Origin of the sequence: Streptococcus alactolyticus (assembly GCF_042649785.1) — a bacterium.
Classification (GTDB): domain Bacteria; phylum Bacillota; class Bacilli; order Lactobacillales; family Streptococcaceae; genus Streptococcus; species Streptococcus alactolyticus.
The window spans coordinates 1-20,293 of record NZ_JBHRZX010000019.1; the positions used below are offsets into that span (position 1 = coordinate 1).

The 20,293-nt window shown below is 39.9% G+C and carries 20 protein-coding genes; 15 read left to right on the top strand and 5 right to left on the bottom strand.

Annotated elements, in window-relative coordinates:
• Window positions 1–275: 275 nt before the first annotated feature.
• Window positions 276–1,142, top strand: a complete 867-nt coding sequence (locus ACFORE_RS05025; protein WP_235281045.1) for a GRP family sugar transporter — start codon at window positions 276–278, stop codon at window positions 1,140–1,142.
• A 43-nt stretch (window positions 1,143–1,185) separates the two neighbouring features.
• Here ACFORE_RS05025 and recF read toward each other — a convergent pair whose 3' ends face one another.
• Together recF and yaaA are read right to left on the bottom strand one after the other, a co-directional pair.
• Complete coding sequence (gene recF / locus ACFORE_RS05030; protein WP_154455076.1) at window positions 1,186–2,289, bottom strand: DNA replication/repair protein RecF; 1,104 nt, start codon at window positions 2,287–2,289, stop codon at window positions 1,186–1,188.
• A 1-nt stretch (window position 2,290) separates the two neighbouring features.
• Entirely contained in the window at window positions 2,291–2,662 is a 372-nt protein-coding gene (yaaA, locus tag ACFORE_RS05035) for a S4 domain-containing protein YaaA (protein WP_380435028.1), read from the bottom strand.
• Window positions 2,663–2,749: 87 nt separating this feature from the next.
• Here yaaA and yfmF point away from each other — a divergent pair, with 87 nt between their 5' ends.
• From yfmF to apf, 8 genes are all read left to right on the top strand, one after another.
• Entirely contained in the window at window positions 2,750–3,994 is a 1,245-nt protein-coding gene (gene yfmF, locus ACFORE_RS05040) for an EF-P 5-aminopentanol modification-associated protein YfmF (protein ID WP_269725646.1), read from the top strand.
• Window positions 3,995–5,287, top strand: coding sequence for an EF-P 5-aminopentanol modification-associated protein YfmH (yfmH, locus tag ACFORE_RS05045; RefSeq protein ID WP_154455079.1), 1,293 nt, complete (start codon window positions 3,995–3,997; stop codon window positions 5,285–5,287).
• Between the two features lie 67 nt (window positions 5,288–5,354).
• Window positions 5,355–6,299 (top strand): helix-turn-helix domain-containing protein, encoded by a 945-nt coding sequence (locus tag ACFORE_RS05050; protein WP_154455080.1) that lies wholly within the window; start codon window positions 5,355–5,357, stop codon window positions 6,297–6,299.
• Between the two features lie 13 nt (window positions 6,300–6,312).
• On the top strand, window positions 6,313–6,855 hold the full coding sequence (pgsA, locus tag ACFORE_RS05055) for a CDP-diacylglycerol--glycerol-3-phosphate 3-phosphatidyltransferase (protein WP_269725645.1): 543 nt from the start codon (window positions 6,313–6,315) through the stop codon (window positions 6,853–6,855).
• On the top strand, window positions 6,852–7,694 hold the full coding sequence (locus ACFORE_RS05060; RefSeq protein WP_154455082.1) for an energy-coupling factor ABC transporter ATP-binding protein: 843 nt from the start codon (window positions 6,852–6,854) through the stop codon (window positions 7,692–7,694). Before pgsA ends, ACFORE_RS05060 begins: the two co-directional genes overlap by 4 nt.
• On the top strand, window positions 7,670–8,512 hold the full coding sequence (locus ACFORE_RS05065; RefSeq protein ID WP_154455083.1) for an energy-coupling factor transporter ATPase: 843 nt from the start codon (window positions 7,670–7,672) through the stop codon (window positions 8,510–8,512). The genes ACFORE_RS05060 and ACFORE_RS05065 overlap by 25 nt, the downstream gene beginning before the upstream one ends.
• Window positions 8,505–9,302: an energy-coupling factor transporter transmembrane component T family protein gene (locus ACFORE_RS05070; RefSeq protein ID WP_269725644.1), complete on the top strand. Its 798-nt coding sequence runs from the start codon at window positions 8,505–8,507 to the stop codon at window positions 9,300–9,302. The genes ACFORE_RS05065 and ACFORE_RS05070 overlap by 8 nt, the downstream gene beginning before the upstream one ends.
• 135 nt (window positions 9,303–9,437) lie before the next feature.
• Window positions 9,438–10,004, top strand: a complete 567-nt coding sequence (gene apf, locus ACFORE_RS05075) for an aggregation-promoting factor (RefSeq protein ID WP_380435029.1) — start codon at window positions 9,438–9,440, stop codon at window positions 10,002–10,004.
• A gap of 104 nt (window positions 10,005–10,108) precedes the next feature.
• On the opposite strand, the gene ACFORE_RS05080 is transcribed toward apf, so the two are convergent.
• The 3 genes from ACFORE_RS05080 to sdaAB all read right to left on the bottom strand — a co-directional run bounded on the left by ACFORE_RS05080 (window position 10,109) and on the right by sdaAB (window position 12,390).
• Window positions 10,109–10,747: an HAD hydrolase-like protein gene (locus ACFORE_RS05080; protein WP_154455086.1), complete on the bottom strand. Its 639-nt coding sequence runs from the start codon at window positions 10,745–10,747 to the stop codon at window positions 10,109–10,111.
• 87 nt (window positions 10,748–10,834) lie between these two features.
• Complete coding sequence (gene sdaAA / locus ACFORE_RS05085) at window positions 10,835–11,707, bottom strand: L-serine ammonia-lyase, iron-sulfur-dependent, subunit alpha (protein WP_154455087.1); 873 nt, start codon at window positions 11,705–11,707, stop codon at window positions 10,835–10,837.
• 11 nt (window positions 11,708–11,718) lie between these two features.
• A complete protein-coding gene (gene sdaAB / locus ACFORE_RS05090) occupies window positions 11,719–12,390 on the bottom strand; it encodes an L-serine ammonia-lyase, iron-sulfur-dependent subunit beta (protein WP_154455088.1) in 672 nt (223 codons plus the stop codon).
• A 237-nt stretch (window positions 12,391–12,627) separates the two neighbouring features.
• On the opposite strand from sdaAB, the gene mnmA reads away from it, so the two are divergent.
• The 6 genes from mnmA to ACFORE_RS05120 all read left to right on the top strand — a co-directional run bounded on the left by mnmA (window position 12,628) and on the right by ACFORE_RS05120 (window position 20,124).
• The gene (gene mnmA / locus ACFORE_RS05095; protein ID WP_154455089.1) at window positions 12,628–13,749 is read left to right on the top strand and encodes a tRNA 2-thiouridine(34) synthase MnmA; all 1,122 of its coding nucleotides are present in this window, start codon (window positions 12,628–12,630) and stop codon (window positions 13,747–13,749) included.
• A gap of 256 nt (window positions 13,750–14,005) precedes the next feature.
• Window positions 14,006–15,910, top strand: coding sequence for a tRNA uridine-5-carboxymethylaminomethyl(34) synthesis enzyme MnmG (gene mnmG / locus ACFORE_RS05100; protein WP_154455090.1), 1,905 nt, complete (start codon window positions 14,006–14,008; stop codon window positions 15,908–15,910).
• Between the two features lie 84 nt (window positions 15,911–15,994).
• Window positions 15,995–17,974, top strand: coding sequence for a DHH family phosphoesterase (locus tag ACFORE_RS05105; protein WP_235281019.1), 1,980 nt, complete (start codon window positions 15,995–15,997; stop codon window positions 17,972–17,974).
• Complete coding sequence (gene rplI / locus ACFORE_RS05110) at window positions 17,971–18,423, top strand: 50S ribosomal protein L9 (protein ID WP_235281018.1); 453 nt, start codon at window positions 17,971–17,973, stop codon at window positions 18,421–18,423. The genes ACFORE_RS05105 and rplI overlap by 4 nt, the downstream gene beginning before the upstream one ends.
• Before the next feature lie 36 nt (window positions 18,424–18,459).
• Window positions 18,460–19,824 (top strand): replicative DNA helicase, encoded by a 1,365-nt coding sequence (dnaB, locus tag ACFORE_RS05115; RefSeq protein WP_154455093.1) that lies wholly within the window; start codon window positions 18,460–18,462, stop codon window positions 19,822–19,824.
• A gap of 27 nt (window positions 19,825–19,851) precedes the next feature.
• Window positions 19,852–20,124, top strand: coding sequence for a Veg family protein (locus ACFORE_RS05120; protein ID WP_154455094.1), 273 nt, complete (start codon window positions 19,852–19,854; stop codon window positions 20,122–20,124).
• Window positions 20,125–20,293: the final 169 nt, after the last annotated feature.

Here is a 20,293-nt window from a genome sequence, read left to right on the forward strand (position 1 = left end):
ATTTATTGAAAACTGGATTAACAACTATCCAAAGAAACTATTCAATTATAAATCTCCTAAAGAGTTTTTACAGACTGGCTAATTTGAACTTGAAATTTGGCCAGAAATTATAGAGCCCTTTTTATTTGACATAAATCCATTATTTCCTTTACAAAATAATGAAAATTATGGTAAAATATATAACTATGTTTGCAAAAAAGTGGAAAAAATTTTCATCATAATGTAAACGGATACTTTTTAGACTATTTGTAAATCAAGATAATAAAGGAGAAGACATGCAAGGTATTTTATATGCATTAGTTCCTATGTTCGCATGGGGAAGTATTGGTTTTGTTAGTAATAAAATTGGTGGTAAACCCAATCAACAAACGTTAGGGATGACATTAGGTGCCCTTTTGTTTGCATTTGTGGTTTGGTTGTTTGTTCGACCAGAAATGTCAGTTTCCCTCTGGGTTTTCGGTATCATTGGGGGAATGCTTTGGTCTATGGGGCAAAACGGTCAATTCCGTGCCATGCAGTATATGGGGGTTTCTGTCGGGAATCCATTGTCTAGTGGTGCCCAATTGGTATTTGGTAGCTTGATTGGTGCTATTGTCTTTGGTGAATGGAGCAAACCAATTCAATACACACTTGGTATCATTGCCCTAATCTTATTGGTTATCGGATTCTACTTTACAAGTAAACGTGATTCTGACAACGCTGAAACAAATGGAATGACAGACTTTGGTAAAGGTTTCCGTGCCTTAACTTACTCAACTGTTGGTTATTTGTCATACACGATTTTGTTTAACAACATCATGAAATTTGACGCACTAGCTGTTATTTTCCCAATGTCAGTTGGTATGGTTTTGGGAGCTATGATTTTCATGAAATTCCGAATTCAATTTGAACCAGTTGTTCTTAAAAATACCTTGGTTGGTTTGATGTGGGGAGTTGGTAACATCTTTATGCTTTTAGCTGCTGCTAAAGCAGGATTGGCTATTGCCTTTAGTTTCTCACAATTAGGGGTTGTCATTTCTATCGTTGGTGGTATCTTGTTCTTGGGAGAAACCAAAACACGCAAGGAAATGCGTTGGTTGACCATTGGTATTGCTTGCTTCATCGTCGGAGCAGTCTTACTTGGATTTGTTAAATCATATTAAGCCTTGACAACTTTGTCAACGTAAGCAATAAAAAAGCTGAGTCTTAAGACTCAGCTTTTTCTTGTATCACGCCGTTAGTAACGGTAAAGACTTTTAGGTCTTTTGGTTTTTGGGTAAGATGGTCAAGGCTTGTCGTAGTGATGAAGGTTTGAACGTTCTTTTCAATAATCATTTTGAGCAATTCTGTTTGACGGTAATTGTCCAACTCACTCATCACGTCATCAAGTAATAAAATAGGATAATCGCCTGTATTTTGTTGGATAAGTTCCACCTCTGCCATTTTGAGAGACAAGATTAGGCTTCTATGCTGTCCCTGACTGCCAAAACCAGCGGGCATATCGTTGATAAAAAAGGCTAAATCATCCCGATGTGGTCCAACGCTGGTCGTTTTTTTGAGTAAATCACGTTGGCGTGCTTTTTGCAAAGCTTGTAAAAAATGTTCTTTTAAGTTCGTTGTTTCTGTAAATGGAATGGAAGATTTGTAGTGTATTTTCAGGTGCTCTGTTTGGTTTGAAATGGTGTGATGGTAGCGGTCAGCTTCTTGTTCCATACTGGCTATAAATTGCAACCGTTGCTGGATGACGCGGCTACCAAATTCTGCTAATTGCTCATCCAAAACGTCTAAAAACTGAGCGTCCACTTTTGCTGCTGTTTTGAGATAGGTATTGCGCTGCTTTAGCACATGGTTGTACTGGGATAAATCAGATAGGTAAATCGGTTTAATTTGCCCCAAATCAATATCTACGAACTTACGACGCAAGCTAGGTGACCCTTTGATAAGTTGTAAATCCTCAGGAGCAAACAAAACAACGGTCATTGTTCCGATGTAATCAGACAGTTTGGCTTGTTTGAGGTGATTGACCTTGGTGAAGCGCCCTTTGCTTGACAGCTGAATATCCAAGGTTGTTCGACCGTTGGAACGCTGCAACAAACCTGATACCGAAAGGTCTTGCTGTTGAAAATGAATGAGTTCCTTATCTGTTCGTGTGCGGTGGCTTCTGGTCAGAGCTAAAAAATAAATGGCTTCAAGGAAATTCGTTTTTCCTTGGGCATTTTTACCAAGAAGGACATTCAAACCAGAAGAAAAGGTCAATTCTTCTTGAGTGTAATTGCGGTAGTTTTTTAAAGTGATTTTTTGAATCCACATGTTAAGTTCCTGGGAAACGAACTGGCTTGCGTGTTTTATTTTGTTTTGGTTGGTCTTTCTTGGTTTTGATTTTTGCTTGCTTATTCAAGGTTTTAACCAAGTCAGCCACACGTTTTTTTTCAGCCATTTCTTGTTGGTGTTCTTCTTTTTCAGCAGGTGTTGGTTCTACGATTTCAATTTCAAGGGCATCGTGTGGGATTGTAATAACATCACCAACACGAAGTTTTTTTCCACGGCGTTTTTCATCCTCTCCATTAAAAAGTACAGCGGTTTCAGCCAAGTAGCCTTTGACAGCACCTCCGCTTTTGATAATGCCAAGTTCTTTTAACAAGGCTTGTAAGGTGATAAAATCATCAAATAATGTGTATTTCATTGCATTCTCCATTCTGTAGTCCAAGTAATTATAACATAAACATGGTATAATTTTAGGTAATTAAGGTTTTTTAGTAAGGAATTTATCATGAAATTAGTTGATGGCGTGGCGTTACACCTAATCCAAAACGAACAATTTAAAATGAACCACCTAACCTTTCGCTTTTCGGGAGAATTTCAGCAGGAAACCGTAGCAAAACGTGTCTTGGTGGCACAGATTTTAGCAACGGCAAATGCGACTTATCCGACAGCTCAGCGATTCAGAGAACGTTTGGCTAGTCTTTACGGGGCTAGTTTGTCAACTAAGGTTTCAACCAAAGGCTTAGTGCATATCGTGGATATCGAAATCTCTTTCTTGAAAAATCGTCTGGTCAAGACAGGAGAAAATATTTTAGAAGATATTATTGATTTTTTGTATCACACCTTGTTTTCGCCTCTTATCACTGTTGAACAGTACCAGACGAAGCTTTTTGACATTGAGCAAGCCAATTTGATTCAGTATTTACGAGTGGATAATGATGATAGTTTTTACAGTAGTGAGTTAGGCTTGAAGAAGATTTTCTACGATAGCCCTGTTTTTCAAGTGTCTAAGTATGGTACGGCTGATTTGGTTGCTGCTGAAAACTCCTACACCGCCTACCAAGAATTTCAAAAAATGCTTAGAGAAGACCAGTTGGATATCTTTTTACTGGGAGAATTTGATGACTACCGTATGTTGCAGTTGTTCAATAAATTCCCGTTTGAAAATCGTGACAAAACCTTGCGTTTTGCTTACAACCAAGACAAGAGCAATGTTATTCGAGAACAGGTGGAAACGAGAGAAGTCAGCCAGTCGGTCTTACAGTTGGGGTATTATTTTCCAACACGCTATTTTGATGAAGATTACGCGACTTTATTAGTCTTCAATGGTTTATTTGGCGGTTTTTCACATTCGCGTTTATTTGAGGAATTACGTGAAAAAGAAGGTTTGGCCTATACGATTGGCAGTTGCTTTGATATTTACACGGGTTTACTCAATGTTTACGCTGGGATTGACGCTGAGAATCAGATGAAGGTTTTAAAACTTATCAACAAGCAATTGTCCCATTTGAAATCAGGACGATTCTCAGAAACCTTTTTGAACCGTACGAAAGAATTGATAAAAACAAACGTTGTCCTATCTGGCGATTCGCCTAAAGCGACTATTGAGCGGGTGTATAATGACTATCATGGCATAGGTAGTCGTGGTGTTGACACTTTAGTCAAAGAGGTTGACAATGTTTGTAAAGCAGATGTTGTAGCTTATTCAAAAGAGATAGCCTTGCAAGCACTCTACTTTTTGGAGGGAAAATAGATGGTTACTTTAAATGAACACACTTTTTTAGATAGTCAAGAAACGGTTTATTCAACCACTTTGCAAAATGGTCTAACCGTCTATTTGATTCCAAAAAATGAGTTTAAGGAAGCCTTTGCTTTACTCAGCGTTCAATATGGTTCGATGGATACCCAATTCATTAGTAATAACCATTTGAAACAAGATACAGAAGGTTTGGCTCACTTTTTAGAGCATAAATTATTTGAAATGGCAGAAGGAAAGGACGTTACAACTCAGTTCACTGATTTAGGTGCTGAGGTCAATGCCTTTACGACTTTTGATAAAACGTGTTTCTATTTTTCAACCGTTGATAAGGTCAATGAAAACCTTGATGTGTTGCGGCACTTTATCTTAGAAGCTTCTATGACAGAAGTATCGGTTTTAAAGGAAAAAGACATTATCAGGCAAGAGATTGCCATGTATCAAGATGATGCTGATTATCGCTTGTATCAAGGTGTTCTTGAAAATCTTTACCCCAATACAGCCTTGGCGACAGATATCGCAGGTAGCAATGCTAGTTTGGAAAAAATGACCTTGGCTGATTTGCAGGAGAGTCATCAAACGTTTTATAAACTTGACAATATGACCTTAGTTTTGGTCGGTCATTTTGATAAAGACGCTGTTTTGGCTTCTTTGACTGAAAAAGATGAGGAAAAAACGCCTGCTGATAAGAGCGTGATTGAAAAAGAGGCGTTAGCTTACCACCCTGTCGTGCCACGCAGCAATATTCAAATGGATATTACGCAGCCTAAGATTGCTATTGGTTTTCGTGGGCAACCGCTTGAGAGTCACCAATCTGTTTTGCGACAAGAACTGGCTTTAAAACTCTTTTTTGGTATGGTGATTGGTTGGACTTCCCATTATTATCAAGACCTTTATAAAAAAGGTTATATCGACGATTCGTTTGATTTTGAAATGGAAATCCACTCAGCCTTTCAATTTGTCATGGTGTCGCTAGATACTTTAGAACCGATTGCCATGCTCAATCAAATCAGAAAGCATTTGGATAAGGTTAGTCATGACAGCGCAGCCTTAGCTGACTTGTCAGAAGAACATTTTACGATTGTCAAAAGAGAATTATACGGGGCATTTTTTAGAGAATTGGATTCTATTGAGCAGTTGGGGATGCAGTTTGTGAATTATCTTGGTAAGGGCGATTATTTTACTATTCCAACGCTCTTGGAAAGTCTTACTTTCACAGAAGTAGTGGAAACAGGAATGCATTTTCTGAAAACAGCTGACGTCACAGAATTCACAATCTTGCCAAAATAAAAGCGAAATACTGTGAAAATTTTGCTATAATAGAACTGATTATATTTTTATTAAAGGATAACTTTACATGAAAGAACAAACGATTGGTGATATTTTAAGAGAAAGTCGAGTTGCACAACATCTCACATTAGAAGAAGTTGAAGAAAAAACCTCCATTTCATCGTCTTATCTGTTAGCCTTGGAATTGGAGCAGTTTCAATTAATTCCTGAAAATCAGATTGAAGATTTCATACAAAAGTATGGGGAATGTGTTCATTTGGATACGGCTGATTTATTGGCGAAATACCGTAAGCAAAGAGCAGCTAAACCTGTTAAGGAAGACAAAAAGGCACCAGCACCAAAACAAGCTGCACCTACTTCTAAAGCAGTCCCTTACAAAACAGAAACACCAACAAGCACACAACGTGTTTCTCAAAACGTGAGAACAGATGATATGGTAGTTGGCTCACGTTCAAGCCGTCATAAAAATGAAGAAGTGACAGCGTCTTATATTCCGATTATCCTCCTTTCTTTGGTGGCTTTGGGAATTTTGGCATTTGTGTCATTGGTAACGTGGAATCAATTGCAAAGCGACCGCCGCACTGCGAATACCGATTATTCTGTCGTTTATAGCAAATCGTCGACAAGTAGTTCAAGCTCTTCTGAATCAACATCAACGTCAACAAGTTCATCATCGTCTGACAACAAGTTGAAAATGACGACAGAAGGTGGTGGTAGCAATTTGACTGTGAATCTATCAAATGTACCAGACACTGTGACGGTTGATATTTCGTTATCAGGAGCTGACAGCAGTTGGGTATCTGTTACCAACTCAGCCTCAGGAGATTCAGGGGTTCTCCTTTCTTCAACAGGTACAACAAGTTACTCTGCAACCCTTGCTTCAGGAACTAAATCATCAGTGATTACTCTAGGAGTGACAAAAGGTGTTACAGTAACAATTAACGGACAAAAAGTTGATACTTCAGCCATCACAAGCACAACTTTGAGTTATATTACACTTAATATTCAATAGGATGAAAATGAACATGATAAAAAAAGAAAATATCCCCAATCTACTAACCTTGGCGCGTATCGTCATGATACCTGTGTTTATTCTGGTTTTGGTTTTTTGGAATAACATGACTGGTCATATTGTCGCTGCGGCAATCTTTGCCATCGCGAGCATCACAGACTATTTAGACGGTTATTTGGCAAGACGCTGGAAAGTTGTGACCAATTTTGGTAAATTTGCTGACCCATTAGCAGATAAGATGCTAGTCATGACAGCCTTTATCATGTTGGTGGCTATGAATATGGTACCAGCTTGGATTGCAGCTATTATTGTGTGCCGTGAATTGGCAGTTACAGGTTTGCGTTTGTTATTAGTTGAAAATGGTGGAACGGTTTTGGCGGCAGAAATGCCTGGGAAAATCAAAACATTTACACAAATGTTTTCTATTATTTTCCTATTATGTCACTTCACATTGATAGGAACCATTTTAATTTATGTTGCTCTTATCTTCACCATTTACTCAGGGTACGATTATTTCAGAGAAGCAGGATTCCTGTTTGAGGATACGTTTAAATGACATCAAATAGCATTGACGTGAAGCATTTGACCTTCAAATACGATGTTAATCAAGAACACAACACTTTGGATGATTTATCGTTTCACGTGAAACGAGGGGAGTGGTTGTCTATTATTGGGCATAATGGATCAGGAAAATCGACCACGGTACGTTTGTTAGACGGTTTATTGGCTGCAGAATCTGGGCAGATTTTTATCGAAGGTGATTTATTGACCGAAGACAATGTCTGGGATATTCGCCACAAGATAGGTATGGTGTTTCAAAACCCAGATAACCAATTTGTCGGCGCGACGGTTGAAGACGATGTGGCTTTTGGTCTTGAAAACAAAGGCATTCCCTTGGATGAGATGAAGGAACGCGTGGCAAAGGCTTTGGACTTGGTTGGCATGTCTGAATTTGCTGACCGAGAGCCGTCACGTCTTTCAGGTGGTCAAAAACAACGTGTGGCTATCGCTGGAGCTCTAGCCATGCAGCCTGATATTATTATTTTGGATGAGGCGACGAGTATGTTGGATCCAGAAGGTCGCCTAGAGCTCATCAAAACGATTAGAGAGATTCGCAAGCAATATCAGATGACAGTGGTTTCTATCACGCATGATTTGGATGAGGTGGCTTTAAGTGACCGCGTCTTGGTCATGAAAAAAGGAAAAGTGGAATCTAGCTCAACCCCAGAAGAATTATTTAATAGAGGGGATGACTTGCTAACCTTGGGGCTTGATGTTCCATTTTCGACAAATCTCATATCAGCTTTAAAAGACAAAGGCTTTGATTTTACCCAAAACTACCTGACAGAAAAAGATTTAGAGGATCAATTATGGGAATTACTCTTGAAAACGTAGATTATACATACCAAGCGGGGACACCTTTTGAAGGGCGTGCCCTTTTTAACATTAACTTAAGCATTACAGAGGGCTCTTATACCGCTTTCATTGGTCATACAGGTTCAGGAAAGTCAACGATTATGCAGTTGCTAAATGGTTTAAATGTCCCCACTAAGGGCTGTGTGTTGGTGGATGATGTTAAGATAACAGCCGATTCTAAAAACAAAGAGATCAAGTCTGTTCGTAAAAAAGTGGGCTTGGTATTTCAATTTCCAGAAAGTCAGCTCTTTGAAGAAACCGTTCTCAAAGATGTCGCTTTTGGTCCGCAAAATTTTGGTGTGTCAAAAGAAGAAGCCGAAGATATCGCACGTGATAAATTAGCCATGGTGGGTATCGGTCAGGAATTTTTTGATAAAAATCCTTTTGAACTTTCAGGTGGTCAGATGAGGCGCGTGGCGATTGCAGGTATTTTAGCCATGGAACCAGATATTTTGGTCTTGGATGAACCAACAGCTGGTCTTGACCCCAAAGGACGCCGTGAATTAATGACCCTATTTAAAACCTTACACCAAAATGGCATGACAATTGTCCTTGTGACTCATTTAATGGATGACGTTGCTAACTACGCTGACCATGTTAATATCCTAGAAGGTGGGCACTTGGTCCGCTCAGGGCATCCTAAAACTATTTTTCAAGATGTTGCCTTTATGAAGAGCAAACAACTAGGAGTCCCTAAAATCACTCAATTTGCCCAAGATTTAGTGGATAGGGGGCTAAAATTGGAGAATCTTCCGATTACGATAGAGGAATTTGTAGAGGTTATTACACATGGATAAATTGATACTAGGACGCTACGTCCCAGGAAATTCGTTGATTCACCGACTAGACCCAAGAAGTAAGTTGCTGGCTATGATTGCTTATGTCATTATCGTTTTTTGGGCGAATAATGTCGTCACCAATGCCATCATGATTGGCTTTACTTTGGTTATCATTTTGCTATCGCAGTTAAAATTAAGCTTCTTTTTAAAGGGCATTCAGCCTATGATTGGTATTATTCTATTTACTACCTTATTTCAGATGTTTTTCACTCATGGTGGTGAAACTTACTTTCAACTTGGTTTTCTAAAGATTACCAGTTACGGGCTTAGTCAAGCAATTTTGATTTTCATTCGTTTTGTGTTGATTATCTGTTTTTCAACTCTTTTGACCTTAACCACAACGCCACTGAGTCTAGCTGATGCGGTAGAATCACTCTTGAAGCCCTTTGCACGTTTGAAGGTACCTGCTCACGAAATTGGCTTGATGTTGTCTTTGAGTTTGAGATTTGTGCCAACTTTGATGGACGATACCACACGTATTATGAACGCTCAGAGGGCGCGTGGGGTGGATTTTGGTGAAGGAAACCTTCTCCAAAAGGTAAAATCCATCATTCCGATTTTAATTCCTTTGTTTGCCTCTAGCTTTAAACGTGCGGATGCTCTGGCCTTGGCGATGGAGGCACGCGGTTATCAAGGAGGAGAAGGTAGAAGCAAATACCGTATCTTGCAATGGCAAAGTCGTGATACCATGGCGTTAATGGTATTATTTGCCTTGGGAATAGCCTTATTTTTCCTTAAAGAAAGCTAAAACCTGTTTTTGAATGCGTTTTCTTTATGTTATATCAATCTTTTTGTAACATTCTTAACAAAAGACTAAAACGGAGGTAACATAAACCCTGTATTATATATCCTGTACTAAGTTAGAAATCAAAAGGAGCATATAATGCAAAACAATATTTTAAAAACAAAATCTAAATCAGTTAAGTTAGGAGTTGCTGGTGCAGCATTCGCAGCGGCTTTATTGGCCCCATCAGTAGCTAAAGCTGATTCTTATACTGTTCAATCAGGAGATACTCTTTCTAAGATTGCCTCAGCACACAACACAACAGTTGACTACTTGGCATCAGTAAACGGTATTTCTGATATCCACTTCATCACTGTTGGTCAAACAATTGAATTGGACGCAGCAGCAGCGCCTGCACAAACAGCTAGCGAAACACCCGCTGTTGAAGCATCTGCACCTGCAGCAACTACAACAACTTCAAACTACTCATCATCACTTAGCTCATCAGATGCAGCAGCGAAAGAAACAATCGCACAACGTGAATCAAGCGGTAGCTACACAGCACAAAACGGACAATACTATGGTCGTTACCAATTGACTTCATCTTATCTTAACGGTGACCTTTCACCTGAAAACCAAGAACGCGTTGCAGACGCTTATGTAGCAAGCCGCTACGGTTCATGGTCAGCAGCCTTGGCTTTCTGGAATGCTAACGGTTGGTACTAAGATAAGTATCATAGATAAATCAAAAAGAAGGTTATTGCAACCTTCTTTTTTTGCTATTGATAATGTTACAAAAAAGCAACCTAAGAAAAGGTTGCTTTTAACTATTATTGTAAATCTTGAAGAGCTTTTGGCACATCTTGTGGCGTTTGGCAGATGGTTTCTGCATCATGTTCTTTCAAACTCTCGCTACTACCAAAGCCCCAAGTTACCCCAATAGTACGGATACCTGTTTCTTTTCCACCAATCATATCAAATTTGGTATCCCCGATAATAGCCGTTGTATCAAGTGGGAGTTGGTGGTCTTTGAGGCAGGTTGCAATCACATCAGCTTTATGAAAATGTTCAGGCGTAGAGCCATAAACTTGTTTGAAATACTTCATAATGCCAAGTTCTGTCAACATGAGTTGGGCCATGGGTTCATGCTTACTGGTTGTGACGTATAAAGAGTAGCCTAGGCGATTTAATTCCTCCAACAAGTCAGCAATCCCAGGATAAAGTGAAACTTGGTGGACACCTTTTTGATTATAGTACTCACGAAACGTTTGTATGGCACGGTCAATATCATCTTTTTCTGTGAAATATTGGGCAAAAGTGACTTCCAAAGGTGGACCAATAAATGTTGACAATTCTTTATCTGTTAGTAAAGGAAGTTGTAATCGTTCAAAAGCAAAATGAAAGGCAGCAAGAATGCCAGGACTAGAATTTACCAATGTTCCATCGAGGTCGAATAAAACAGATGTCATATTTACTCCTTTGTAAACTGTGTCAACTTTGTATTGACAACTATGTCAAGTTAGATGTTTTGGTATCGAAATACTAAAATATCTAACTTAATCCCCAAAAATCTGAGCTTGTAAGCGTCGTCCAGTTGGTGTGGCTGCTAGACCGCCTTCTGCAGTTTCACGGAAAGCTGTCGGTAGGCTTGAACCAACTTGATACATGGCATCGACAACTTCATCCACTGGAATTTGTGATTCGATACCAGCCAAGGCCATATCAGCGGCAACGAGGGCAAAACTAGAACCTAGAGCATTACGTTTGACACAAGGAACCTCTACCAGACCAGCAACAGGGTCACAAATAAGCCCAAGCATATTCTTAATGACAAAGGCAACCGCTTGGCTGGCTTGAAAGGCAGAACCACCAGCAGCTTGAACCAATGCAGCCGCACTCATGGCAGAGGCAGAGCCAACTTCCGCTTGACACCCTCCTTCGGCACCTGAAATAGAAGCGTTATTTCCAATAACAAGGCCAAAAGCTCCAGCCGTAAACAAGAAGTCTAGCTGCTCTTTTTCAGAAAGATTGAGTTTGTCAATCGCTGTTGTTAAAACAGCTGGTAAACAACCAGCAGACCCCGCAGTCGGTGTGGCACAAACCAGTCCCATTTTGGCATTCAGTTCATTAACGGCAATGGCATTGCGAACGGCTGTCAGAACAGTGGTGTCAGATAGGGTTTTACCAGATTTGAGATAGGCGTCCATTTTGACGGCATCTCCCCCAGTTAATCCGCTGATGGATTTGCTTGGCGTTAAGCCGTCGATGACAGATTGTTTCATGACTTCGAGGTTGCGTGTCATGATATGCAAAATTTCGTCACGACTGCGACCGCTCAATTCCATTTCCGTAGCAATCATCAATTCGGCAATATGACCGTCGAAACGACTGTTAGCTTGTTCGACCAGTTCTTTTATAGAATAAAACATACCTCTCCTTTTTAATCAAAGAAATTAACATTGTGTAAATGTGGAATTTGTTGAATCTTCTCAACGGCTTCATGACAGTCGCGTGAGTCCACTTCAATAATCATAATAGCTTTTTCTCCCGCACTTTCACGCGTCACGTTCATTTGAGCAATATTGATATGATAGGCTGAGAGAATATCGGTAACCTTGGCAATCATTCCAGGAATGTCTTGGTGAACAATAATCAATGTTGGTGTGTTCATCTTCAGAGATACCGAAAAACCATTTAGCTCGGTGACCTCGATATTCCCTCCGCCGATGGATACACCCGTAATACTCATGGTTTTATCGCCTTTTTCCACAGTGATTTTCGCTGTGTTGGGGTGCGGCGCATTGCTATCTTTGAGAATATCCCAATAAATGCGGATACCTTTTTGATGCGCAATTTCTAGTGAGTTTTTAATGTCAGGATTGTCGGTATCCATTCCAAGAATACCTGCTACTAAAGCTTTATCTGTTCCGTGTCCACGGTAGGTTTTGGCAAATGAATTGTACAGATGAAAGGTCACTGTGTCAGGAATTTCTCCAAAAATCGAGTTGACGACTTTTCCAATACGAACAGCCCCAGCCGTGTGGCTACTTGAAGGACCAATCATCACAGGACCAATAATATCAAATACAGATTGGAATTTAAGGTTTTTCATGCGAACTCCTTTGTTAATCTATGCTTTCTTATTATAACAGAGGAATGAAAAAGGGTAAACGATGTTAAAAGAGAAAAGCTTTGTCATTACGGGTAAAAGACTTACAGAAATACTATTTCATGGTATAATAGAAGTTGCGTGGTTTCACGCATTCAAAATCGACCTTCAAATCGATTTTTGAAAAACTGGGCCCTTCAAGCCTATGTTGGAAAAAAATATCTTGATGGGAGGATTATCATGACAGATAATTCAAAAACACGTGTTGTTGTCGGTATGAGTGGAGGCGTTGATTCGTCAGTGACAGCTTTGCTTTTAAAAGAGCAAGGTTATGATGTTATTGGTGTTTTCATGAAAAACTGGGACGACACAGACGAATTCGGTGTCTGTACGGCAACCGAAGATTACAAAGACGTAGCAGCTGTTGCTGACCAAATCGGCATTCCTTACTACTCTGTAAACTTTGAAAAAGAGTATTGGGATCGCGTTTTCGAGTATTTCTTAGCAGAATACCGAGCAGGACGCACACCAAATCCAGACGTGATGTGTAACAAGGAAATTAAATTTAAGGCCTTTCTTGATTATGCCATGACGCTTGGAGCTGATTATGTAGCAACTGGACATTATGCCCAAGTTTCTCGTGATGAAGACGGTACTGTTCATATGCTACGTGGGGCCGATAATAACAAAGACCAAACTTACTTCTTGAGTCAATTATCACAAGAACAATTGCAAAAAGTGATGTTCCCTCTTGGGCATTTGGAAAAACCTGAAGTTCGTAAAATTGCAGAACGTGCAGGACTTGCCACAGCCAAGAAAAAAGATTCAACAGGTATTTGTTTTATCGGTGAAAAGAACTTCAAAGAATTCCTTAGTCATTATTTGCCAGCGCAAAAAGGTTGTATGATGACAGTTGATGGTCGTGATATGGGCGAACACGCTGGTTTGATGTATTATACTATTGGTCAACGTGGCGGCCTTGGTATCGGTGGACAACAAGGTGGCGATAACCAACCTTGGTTTGTTGTCGGAAAAGATTTGTCACAAAACATTCTTTACGTTGGTCAAGGTTTCTACCATGAATCACTCATGTCAACTAGCCTTGACGCTTCAAGCGTTCATTTTACACGTGAAATGCCTGAAGAATTTACAATGGAAGTGACGGCCAAATTCCGTTACCGTCAACCAGACTCAAAAGTGACGGTTCATGTAAAAGGGGACAAGGCAGAAGTTGTCTTTGCTGAACCACAACGTGCCATCACACCAGGCCAAGCCGTTGTTTTCTATGACGGTGAAGAATGCCTAGGCGGCGGTATCATTGATATGGCCTATAAAAATGGCGTTGCTTGCCAATACATTTAGTTGACAAGTCTGTAAAGTAAGTTGCTAACAAAATGGTTAAAATAATCAGCAAGATATTTGACATTTGAAACTGATTTGATACAATAACCATAACAATATTCATGATGGTCAAAGCTCATGAGAATGGTACGTTTTTTGACGTGCGATTTTCGAGGCTTTGGCTATTTTTTGTGTTTTTAGTCATTTGATTTTAGTTGGAAAGGAAAGCTTTTCGTAAACATTGCTGAAGGATGTTTACGTGATATTGTGGTGAACCATGACACATGAATTTTCTGAACATTATGATGTAATTGTTGTTGGTGCTGGGCATGCTGGTGTTGAAGCGAGTTTGGCATCAGCTCGTATGGGGTGTAAAACCCTTCTAGCGACCATTAACCTAGAGATGTTGGCTTTTATGCCATGTAACCCTGCCATTGGTGGCTCTGCAAAAGGGATTGTCGTCCGTGAAATTGACGCTCTTGGCGGTGAAATGGGACGAAATATTGACAAAACCTATATTCAGATGAAAATGCTCAACACAGGTAAAGGTCCTGCTGTGCGTGCCCTTCGTGCCCAAGCGGACAAAGCTCTTTACTCTCAAACAATGAAACATACCGTTGAGCAACAAGAAAACTTGACATTGCGTCAATCGATGATTGAGGAAATTTTGGTTGAAGATGGCAAAGTTGTTGGGGTGCGTACAGCGACAAATCAGAAATTTTCAGCTAAGGCTGTGATCATCACAACAGGAACTGCTCTTCGTGGGGAAATTATTTTAGGAGAGTTGAAATATTCATCTGGTCCAAATAATAGCTTGGCTTCTGTTGGGTTGGCGGATAATTTGAAAGAACTTGGGCTTGAAATTGGACGTTTCAAAACAGGAACACCACCGCGTGTGAAGGCAAGTTCTATTAATTACGATGAAACCGAGATTCAACCTGGAGATGAGAACCCAAATCATTTCTCATTTATGTCTAAGGATGAAAATTACCTGAAAGACCAAATTCCTTGCTGGTTGACCTACACCAACCAAGACAGTCACGATATTATCAATAAAAACCTTTATCGTGCACCGATGTTCTCAGGAATTGTCAAAGGGGTGGGACCTCGTTATTGCCCATCTATTGAAGATAAGATTGTGCGTTTTGCGGATAAAGAACGCCATCAGTTATTCTTAGAACCAGAAGGTCGTGAAACAGAGGAAGTGTATATTCAAGGCTTGTCAACCAGTCTGCCTGAAGATGTTCAAAAGGATTTGGTGCATTCTATCAAAGGTCTTGAAAATGCAGAAATGATGCGCACGGGTTATGCGATTGAGTACGATATTGTTTTGCCACACCAATTGCGTGCAACCCTTGAAACAAAGACCATTTCAGGTTTGTTTACAGCAGGTCAAACTAACGGAACATCTGGTTATGAAGAAGCCGCTGGGCAAGGAATTGTAGCTGGTATCAATGCTGCCTTGAAAGTCCAAGGAAAACCAGAATTGATTTTGAAACGCAGTGACGCCTACATTGGCGTTATGATTGATGATTTGGTTACAAAAGGGACTTTGGAACCTTACCGTTTGTTGACTAGCCGTGCAGAATACCGCTTGATTTTGCGTCATGATAATGCTGATATGCGTTTGACAGAAATCGGTCATCGTGTTGGATTGGTAGATTATGACCGTTACCAACGTTTCCAAGAGCGTAAACGTCAATTTGACAACGAGTTGACAAGATTGTCAACTGTTAAATTAAAACCTATCAAAGAAACCAACGAACGCATTGAAGCACTAGGATTTAAACCTTTAACAGATGCCTTAACAGCCAAAGAATTCATGCGTCGTCCTGAAATCACTTATGACATTGCCACAAGCTTTGTCGGACCAGCTGAGGAAGAATTGGATAGCAAAGTTATTGAACTGTTAGAAACTGAAATAAAGTATGAAGGTTACATCAATAAAGCTCTCGACCAAGTCGAAAAGTTGAAACGAATGGAAGAAAAACGCATTCCAGCCAATATTGATTGGGATGACATTGATTCTATTGCGACAGAAGCCCGTCAAAAATTCAAGAAAATCAATCCAGAAACCATCGGTCAAGCTAGTCGTATTTCAGGGGTGAATCCAGCTGATATTTCTATTTTGATGGTATATCTGGAAGGCAAACAAAAACGCTATAAACACTCACAAAATTAAGACTATATTTTTCAATCTCTTAGCCTAACAGCTCTACTAAATAGGGCTGTTTTATGGTATAATAACATACTAAGAGGTTATTCAATGAAAAGATTTCGATTTGCAACCATTCATTTGGTGATGATAGGCTTCATTTTATTTAGTATTTTAGCGATTTGCATTAGGCTTGCTCATACACAAACACCTATTTTGCTCGCTAGTTTTTTGGTCGTGCTTTCACTTGTTGCGCTTTTGTATTACCAAAAAGAAAGCTATGAGTTTTCAGAGTTGGAACAAGTTGAGCTATTGAATGACCAGACTGAGGTCAATTTAAAGAATTTGTTGGAACAAATGCCTGTTGGTGTGGTTCAATTTGACCAAGAAACCAATGAGGTGGAGTGGTTTAATCCCTATTCTGAGTTGATTTTTACTAGTGAGGAAGGGGAGTTCGAGGCAGATCTCATTCAAGAGATTATCAGCAACAAACGTGAAGGAGATGCCAGTCAAACCTTTGAGTTTAATGGTAACAAGTATTCTTCTTATATCGATTCGTCGTCTGGTATTTTTTACTTTTTTGACAGTTCGATGGGAAATCGCCAGTTGGGGGATGCCGCTTTGTTGCGTCCTGTAATTGGGATTATTTCGATTGATAACTATGATGATGTGACGGATGATTTATCAGATGCCGAAACGTCACAAATCAATAGTTTTATCGTTAATTTCATATCGAATTTTACAAAGACAAAGAATATCTTTTACCGTCGAGTGGATATGGACCGCTTTTATTTCTTTACAGATTATGCTGTTTTGAGCAGTTTAATTGAGGACAAATTTACCGTCTTAGAAGATTTTCGAAAGCAGGTAAAAGAATCGTATAAATTGCCTCTGACCTTGAGTATGGGGGTTTCTTATGGAGATGATAACCATCAGCAAATCGGTAGAATAGCCCTTCAAAATCTTAATACGGCCCTTGTTCGTGGGGGTGACCAAGTTGTTGTTTGTGAAAATGGTGAATATAAAAAACCCCTTTATTTTGGAGGTGGTTCGGTATCAACAGTTAAGCGAACACGGACACGGACACGTGCCATGATGACTGCTATTTCTGATCACATTAAAGGTGTTGACCGTGTGTTTACAGTGGGGCATAAAAACTTGGACATGGACGCTCTTGGAGCTGCTGTTGGGATGCAATTTTTTGCCAGCAATATCATCGAAGAGGCTTACGTAGTTTACGATCCCAACGAGATGAGCCCCGACATCAAGCGCGCCATTAAACGGCTGCAGGAAGAGGGTAGAACGAAATTGGTGACTGTGGCTCAGGCTCTTCACATGGTAACGGAAAAGTCCCTTCTAATCATGGTGGATCACTCCAAAGTAGATTTGACCTTGTCAGATAGGCTTTACAAGAAGTTTACAGATGTGATTGTTGTGGACCATCACCGCAGGGATAGTAATTTCCCAGAGAATGCGATACTATCTTTCATTGAAAGTGGTGCAAGCAGCGCGAGTGAATTGGTGAGTGAGCTGATTCAATTTCAGAATTCAAAGAGACGACTTAGTAAGTTTCAAGCTAGTATCTTAATGGCTGGTATCATGTTAGATACGAAGAATTTTTCAGCTAGCGTAACCAGCCGAACCTTTGATGTGGCTAGTTACCTCAGATCTCAAGGTAGCGATACCGTCGAAATTCAAAACATCTCTCAAACTGATTTTGAAGAATATCGTTTGGTAAATGAATTGATTCTTCGAGGGCGTAAGTTGTATGATAATATCATCATTGCAAGTGGTGAAGAGGGAACGATTTACAGTAAGGTTACAGCTAGTAAAGCTGCAGATACCATGTTATCCTTGGCTGGTATTGAAGCCACTTTTGTGATTGTAAAAGTTGCACCTGACAAGGTTGCTATTTCAGCCCGCAGTCGGAGCAAGATTAATGTGCAACGCATGATGGAAGAATTGGGTGGCGGAGGTCACTTTACCCTAGCTGCCTGTCAACTGTCAGATGTTACGGTTGCTCAAGCCGAGCAATCGTTGATTACCGTTATTGATAATGATTTAAAAGAAAATATGGAGGTTGCAAGATGAAAGTTATTTTTCTAGCAGACGTTAAAGGAAAAGGGAAAAAAGGGGAAATCAAAGAAGTCCCAACAGGCTATGCTCAAAACTTTTTGATTAAAAAGAACTTTGCTAAAGAAGCAACAAACCAATCCATTGGCGAATTAAAAGGCAAACAAAAATCAGAAGAAAAAGCGCAAGCTGAAATTTTAGCAGAAGCCAAAGCTTTGAAAGTCGAACTTGAAAAAGAAAGCACAGTCGTGCAATTTTCTGAAAAAGTTGGTCCTGACGGACGCACTTTTGGTTCTATCACAGCTAAAAAAATCGTTGAAGAATTGGCAAAACAATACGGTCTGAAAGTTAACAAACGTGCTATTGCATTAGACCACCCAATTCGTGCGATTGGCATGATCGAAGTTCCTGTTAAATTGCACAAAGAAGTTAGTGCAGATATCAAATTGAACATCAAAGAAATGTAATCGGTTGTTGAAAAAGGCACGGGGAGGTGAAAAACATTGGCGGAGAATCTTGAATTAAGGGTTCAGCCACAAGATTTACTGGCAGAACAATCGGTTTTAGGTTCCATTTTTATTTCTCCAGACAAACTGATTACCGTTCGTGAGTATGTGAGCCCAGATGACTTTTACAAGTACGCCCATAAGATTATTTTTAAAGCCATGATTGCTCTTTCTGATCGCAATGAAGCCATTGATGCGACAACCGTTCGGACGATTTTAGACAATCAAGGGGACTTGCAAAATATCGGTGGCTTATCCTACATTGTTGAGTTGGTCAATAGTGTACCGACCAGTGCCAATGCGGAATATTATGCAAAGATTGTGGCTGAAAAAGCCACTTTGCGTAATATCATCGCACGCTTGACAGAAACTGTAAACCTTGCTTATGATGGAACGACTGATTCGGAAGAACTTATTGCTGGAGCTGAGAAAGCCTTGGTTGATATCAATGAGCATAGCAATCGCAGTGGTTTCCGACGTATTTCAGAGGTTTTGAAGGTGAATTATGAAAACCTAGAAGCGCGTTCGCATCAGACTAGCGAGGTGACGGGCTTGCCAACAGGTTTTCGTGATTTGGATAAGATTACAACAGGTTTACATCCAGATCAACTGGTCATTTTAGCGGCTCGTCCTGCGGTGGGGAAAACGGCTTTTGCCTTGAATATCGCTCAAAATGTTGGAACGAAACAAGAAAAGCCAGTTGCTATTTTCTCCTTGGAAATGGGAGCTGAAAGCTTGGTCGATCGTATGCTAGCAGCAGAAGGCATGGTCGATTCACACCATCTAAGAACTGGGCAACTCACTGATCAAGAGTGGAATAACCTAACGATTGCTCAAGGTGCTTTAGCCGAGGCACCTATTTATATTGACGACACACCAGGGATTAAAATCACTGAAATCAGGGCGCGTGCTAGAAAATTGGCGCAAGAATTTGATGAGGGGCTGGGCTTGATTGTCATTGACTACCTGCAGCTCATCACAGGAACTCGTCCTGAAAACAGACAACAAGAGGTTTCTGACATCTCACGTCAATTGAAGATTTTAGCAAAAGAATTAAAAGTTCCTGTTATTGCCTTGAGTCAGTTATCTCGTGGTGTTGAGCAACGTCAAGACAAACGTCCTGTTTTGTCAGACATTCGAGAATCTGGTTCTATCGAGCAAGATGCTGATATCGTGGCTTTCCTTTATCGTGATGATTACTACCGTCGTGAAGGGGAAGAGCAAGATGATGCTGTTGAGGATAACACCATCGAGGTTATCCTAGAGAAAAACCGCTCAGGTGCACGTGGAACAGTCAAACTAATCTTCCAAAAGGAATACAATAAATTTTCGAGTATTGCACCATTTGAGGAACGCAATTAAACCATTTAAAAGGAGTATGATAATAAAATGAGTGATGCATTTGCAGATGTAGCCAAAATGAAAAAAATCAAAGAAGAAATCAAAGCCCATGAAGGTCAATTGGTTGAATTGACACTAGAAAATGGTCGCAAACGTGAAAAAAATAAAATCGGTCGTTTGACAGAAGTTTACCCATCGTTGTTCATCGTGGAATACAATGAAAACTCAGATGTTCCAGGTGCCATCAACAATTCTTACGTTGAATCATACACCTACTCAGATATTCTGACCGAAAAAACATTGATTCATTATTTTGATTAATCATTGATAGTTAGTAAGTGGTAAGAGTTTTTAGAATTAGCCTTCATAGCTAAACGTAAGAGAACAGGAGAAGCTGTTCTCTTTTCTACCTTTTGTCAAGCATATCAACGATTTCTAGAAGAAATCATTATCGGAAGCTGCTTAATTCAACCAGTAGAGAAGTTATTTC

Bases quoted from the DNA above. Each gene is read 5' to 3' on its own strand.
- yfmH (WP_154455079.1), top strand. From the start codon at position 3,995: ATGGTTACTTTAAATGAACACACTTTTTTAGATAGTCAAGAAACGGTT.
- ACFORE_RS05105 (WP_235281019.1), top strand. From the start codon at position 15,995: ATGAAAAGATTTCGATTTGCAACCATTCATTTGGTGATGATAGGCTTC.
- yfmF (WP_269725646.1), top strand. From the start codon at position 2,750: ATGAAATTAGTTGATGGCGTGGCGTTACACCTAATCCAAAACGAACAA.
- sdaAB (WP_154455088.1), bottom strand. From the start codon at position 12,390: ATGAAAAACCTTAAATTCCAATCTGTATTTGATATTATTGGTCCTGTG.
- ACFORE_RS05060 (WP_154455082.1), top strand. From the start codon at position 6,852: ATGACATCAAATAGCATTGACGTGAAGCATTTGACCTTCAAATACGAT.
- ACFORE_RS05080 (WP_154455086.1), bottom strand. From the start codon at position 10,747: ATGACATCTGTTTTATTCGACCTCGATGGAACATTGGTAAATTCTAGT.
- pgsA (WP_269725645.1), top strand. From the start codon at position 6,313: ATGATAAAAAAAGAAAATATCCCCAATCTACTAACCTTGGCGCGTATC.
- apf (WP_380435029.1), top strand. From the start codon at position 9,438: ATGCAAAACAATATTTTAAAAACAAAATCTAAATCAGTTAAGTTAGGA.
- ACFORE_RS05025 (WP_235281045.1), top strand. From the start codon at position 276: ATGCAAGGTATTTTATATGCATTAGTTCCTATGTTCGCATGGGGAAGT.
- mnmA (WP_154455089.1), top strand. From the start codon at position 12,628: ATGACAGATAATTCAAAAACACGTGTTGTTGTCGGTATGAGTGGAGGC.
- rplI (WP_235281018.1), top strand. From the start codon at position 17,971: ATGAAAGTTATTTTTCTAGCAGACGTTAAAGGAAAAGGGAAAAAAGGG.
- ACFORE_RS05070 (WP_269725644.1), top strand. From the start codon at position 8,505: ATGGATAAATTGATACTAGGACGCTACGTCCCAGGAAATTCGTTGATT.
- ACFORE_RS05050 (WP_154455080.1), top strand. From the start codon at position 5,355: ATGAAAGAACAAACGATTGGTGATATTTTAAGAGAAAGTCGAGTTGCA.
- mnmG (WP_154455090.1), top strand. From the start codon at position 14,006: ATGACACATGAATTTTCTGAACATTATGATGTAATTGTTGTTGGTGCT.
- sdaAA (WP_154455087.1), bottom strand. From the start codon at position 11,707: ATGTTTTATTCTATAAAAGAACTGGTCGAACAAGCTAACAGTCGTTTC.
- ACFORE_RS05065 (WP_154455083.1), top strand. From the start codon at position 7,670: ATGGGAATTACTCTTGAAAACGTAGATTATACATACCAAGCGGGGACA.
- ACFORE_RS05120 (WP_154455094.1), top strand. From the start codon at position 19,852: ATGAGTGATGCATTTGCAGATGTAGCCAAAATGAAAAAAATCAAAGAA.
- yaaA (WP_380435028.1), bottom strand. From the start codon at position 2,662: ATGAAATACACATTATTTGATGATTTTATCACCTTACAAGCCTTGTTA.
- recF (WP_154455076.1), bottom strand. From the start codon at position 2,289: ATGTGGATTCAAAAAATCACTTTAAAAAACTACCGCAATTACACTCAA.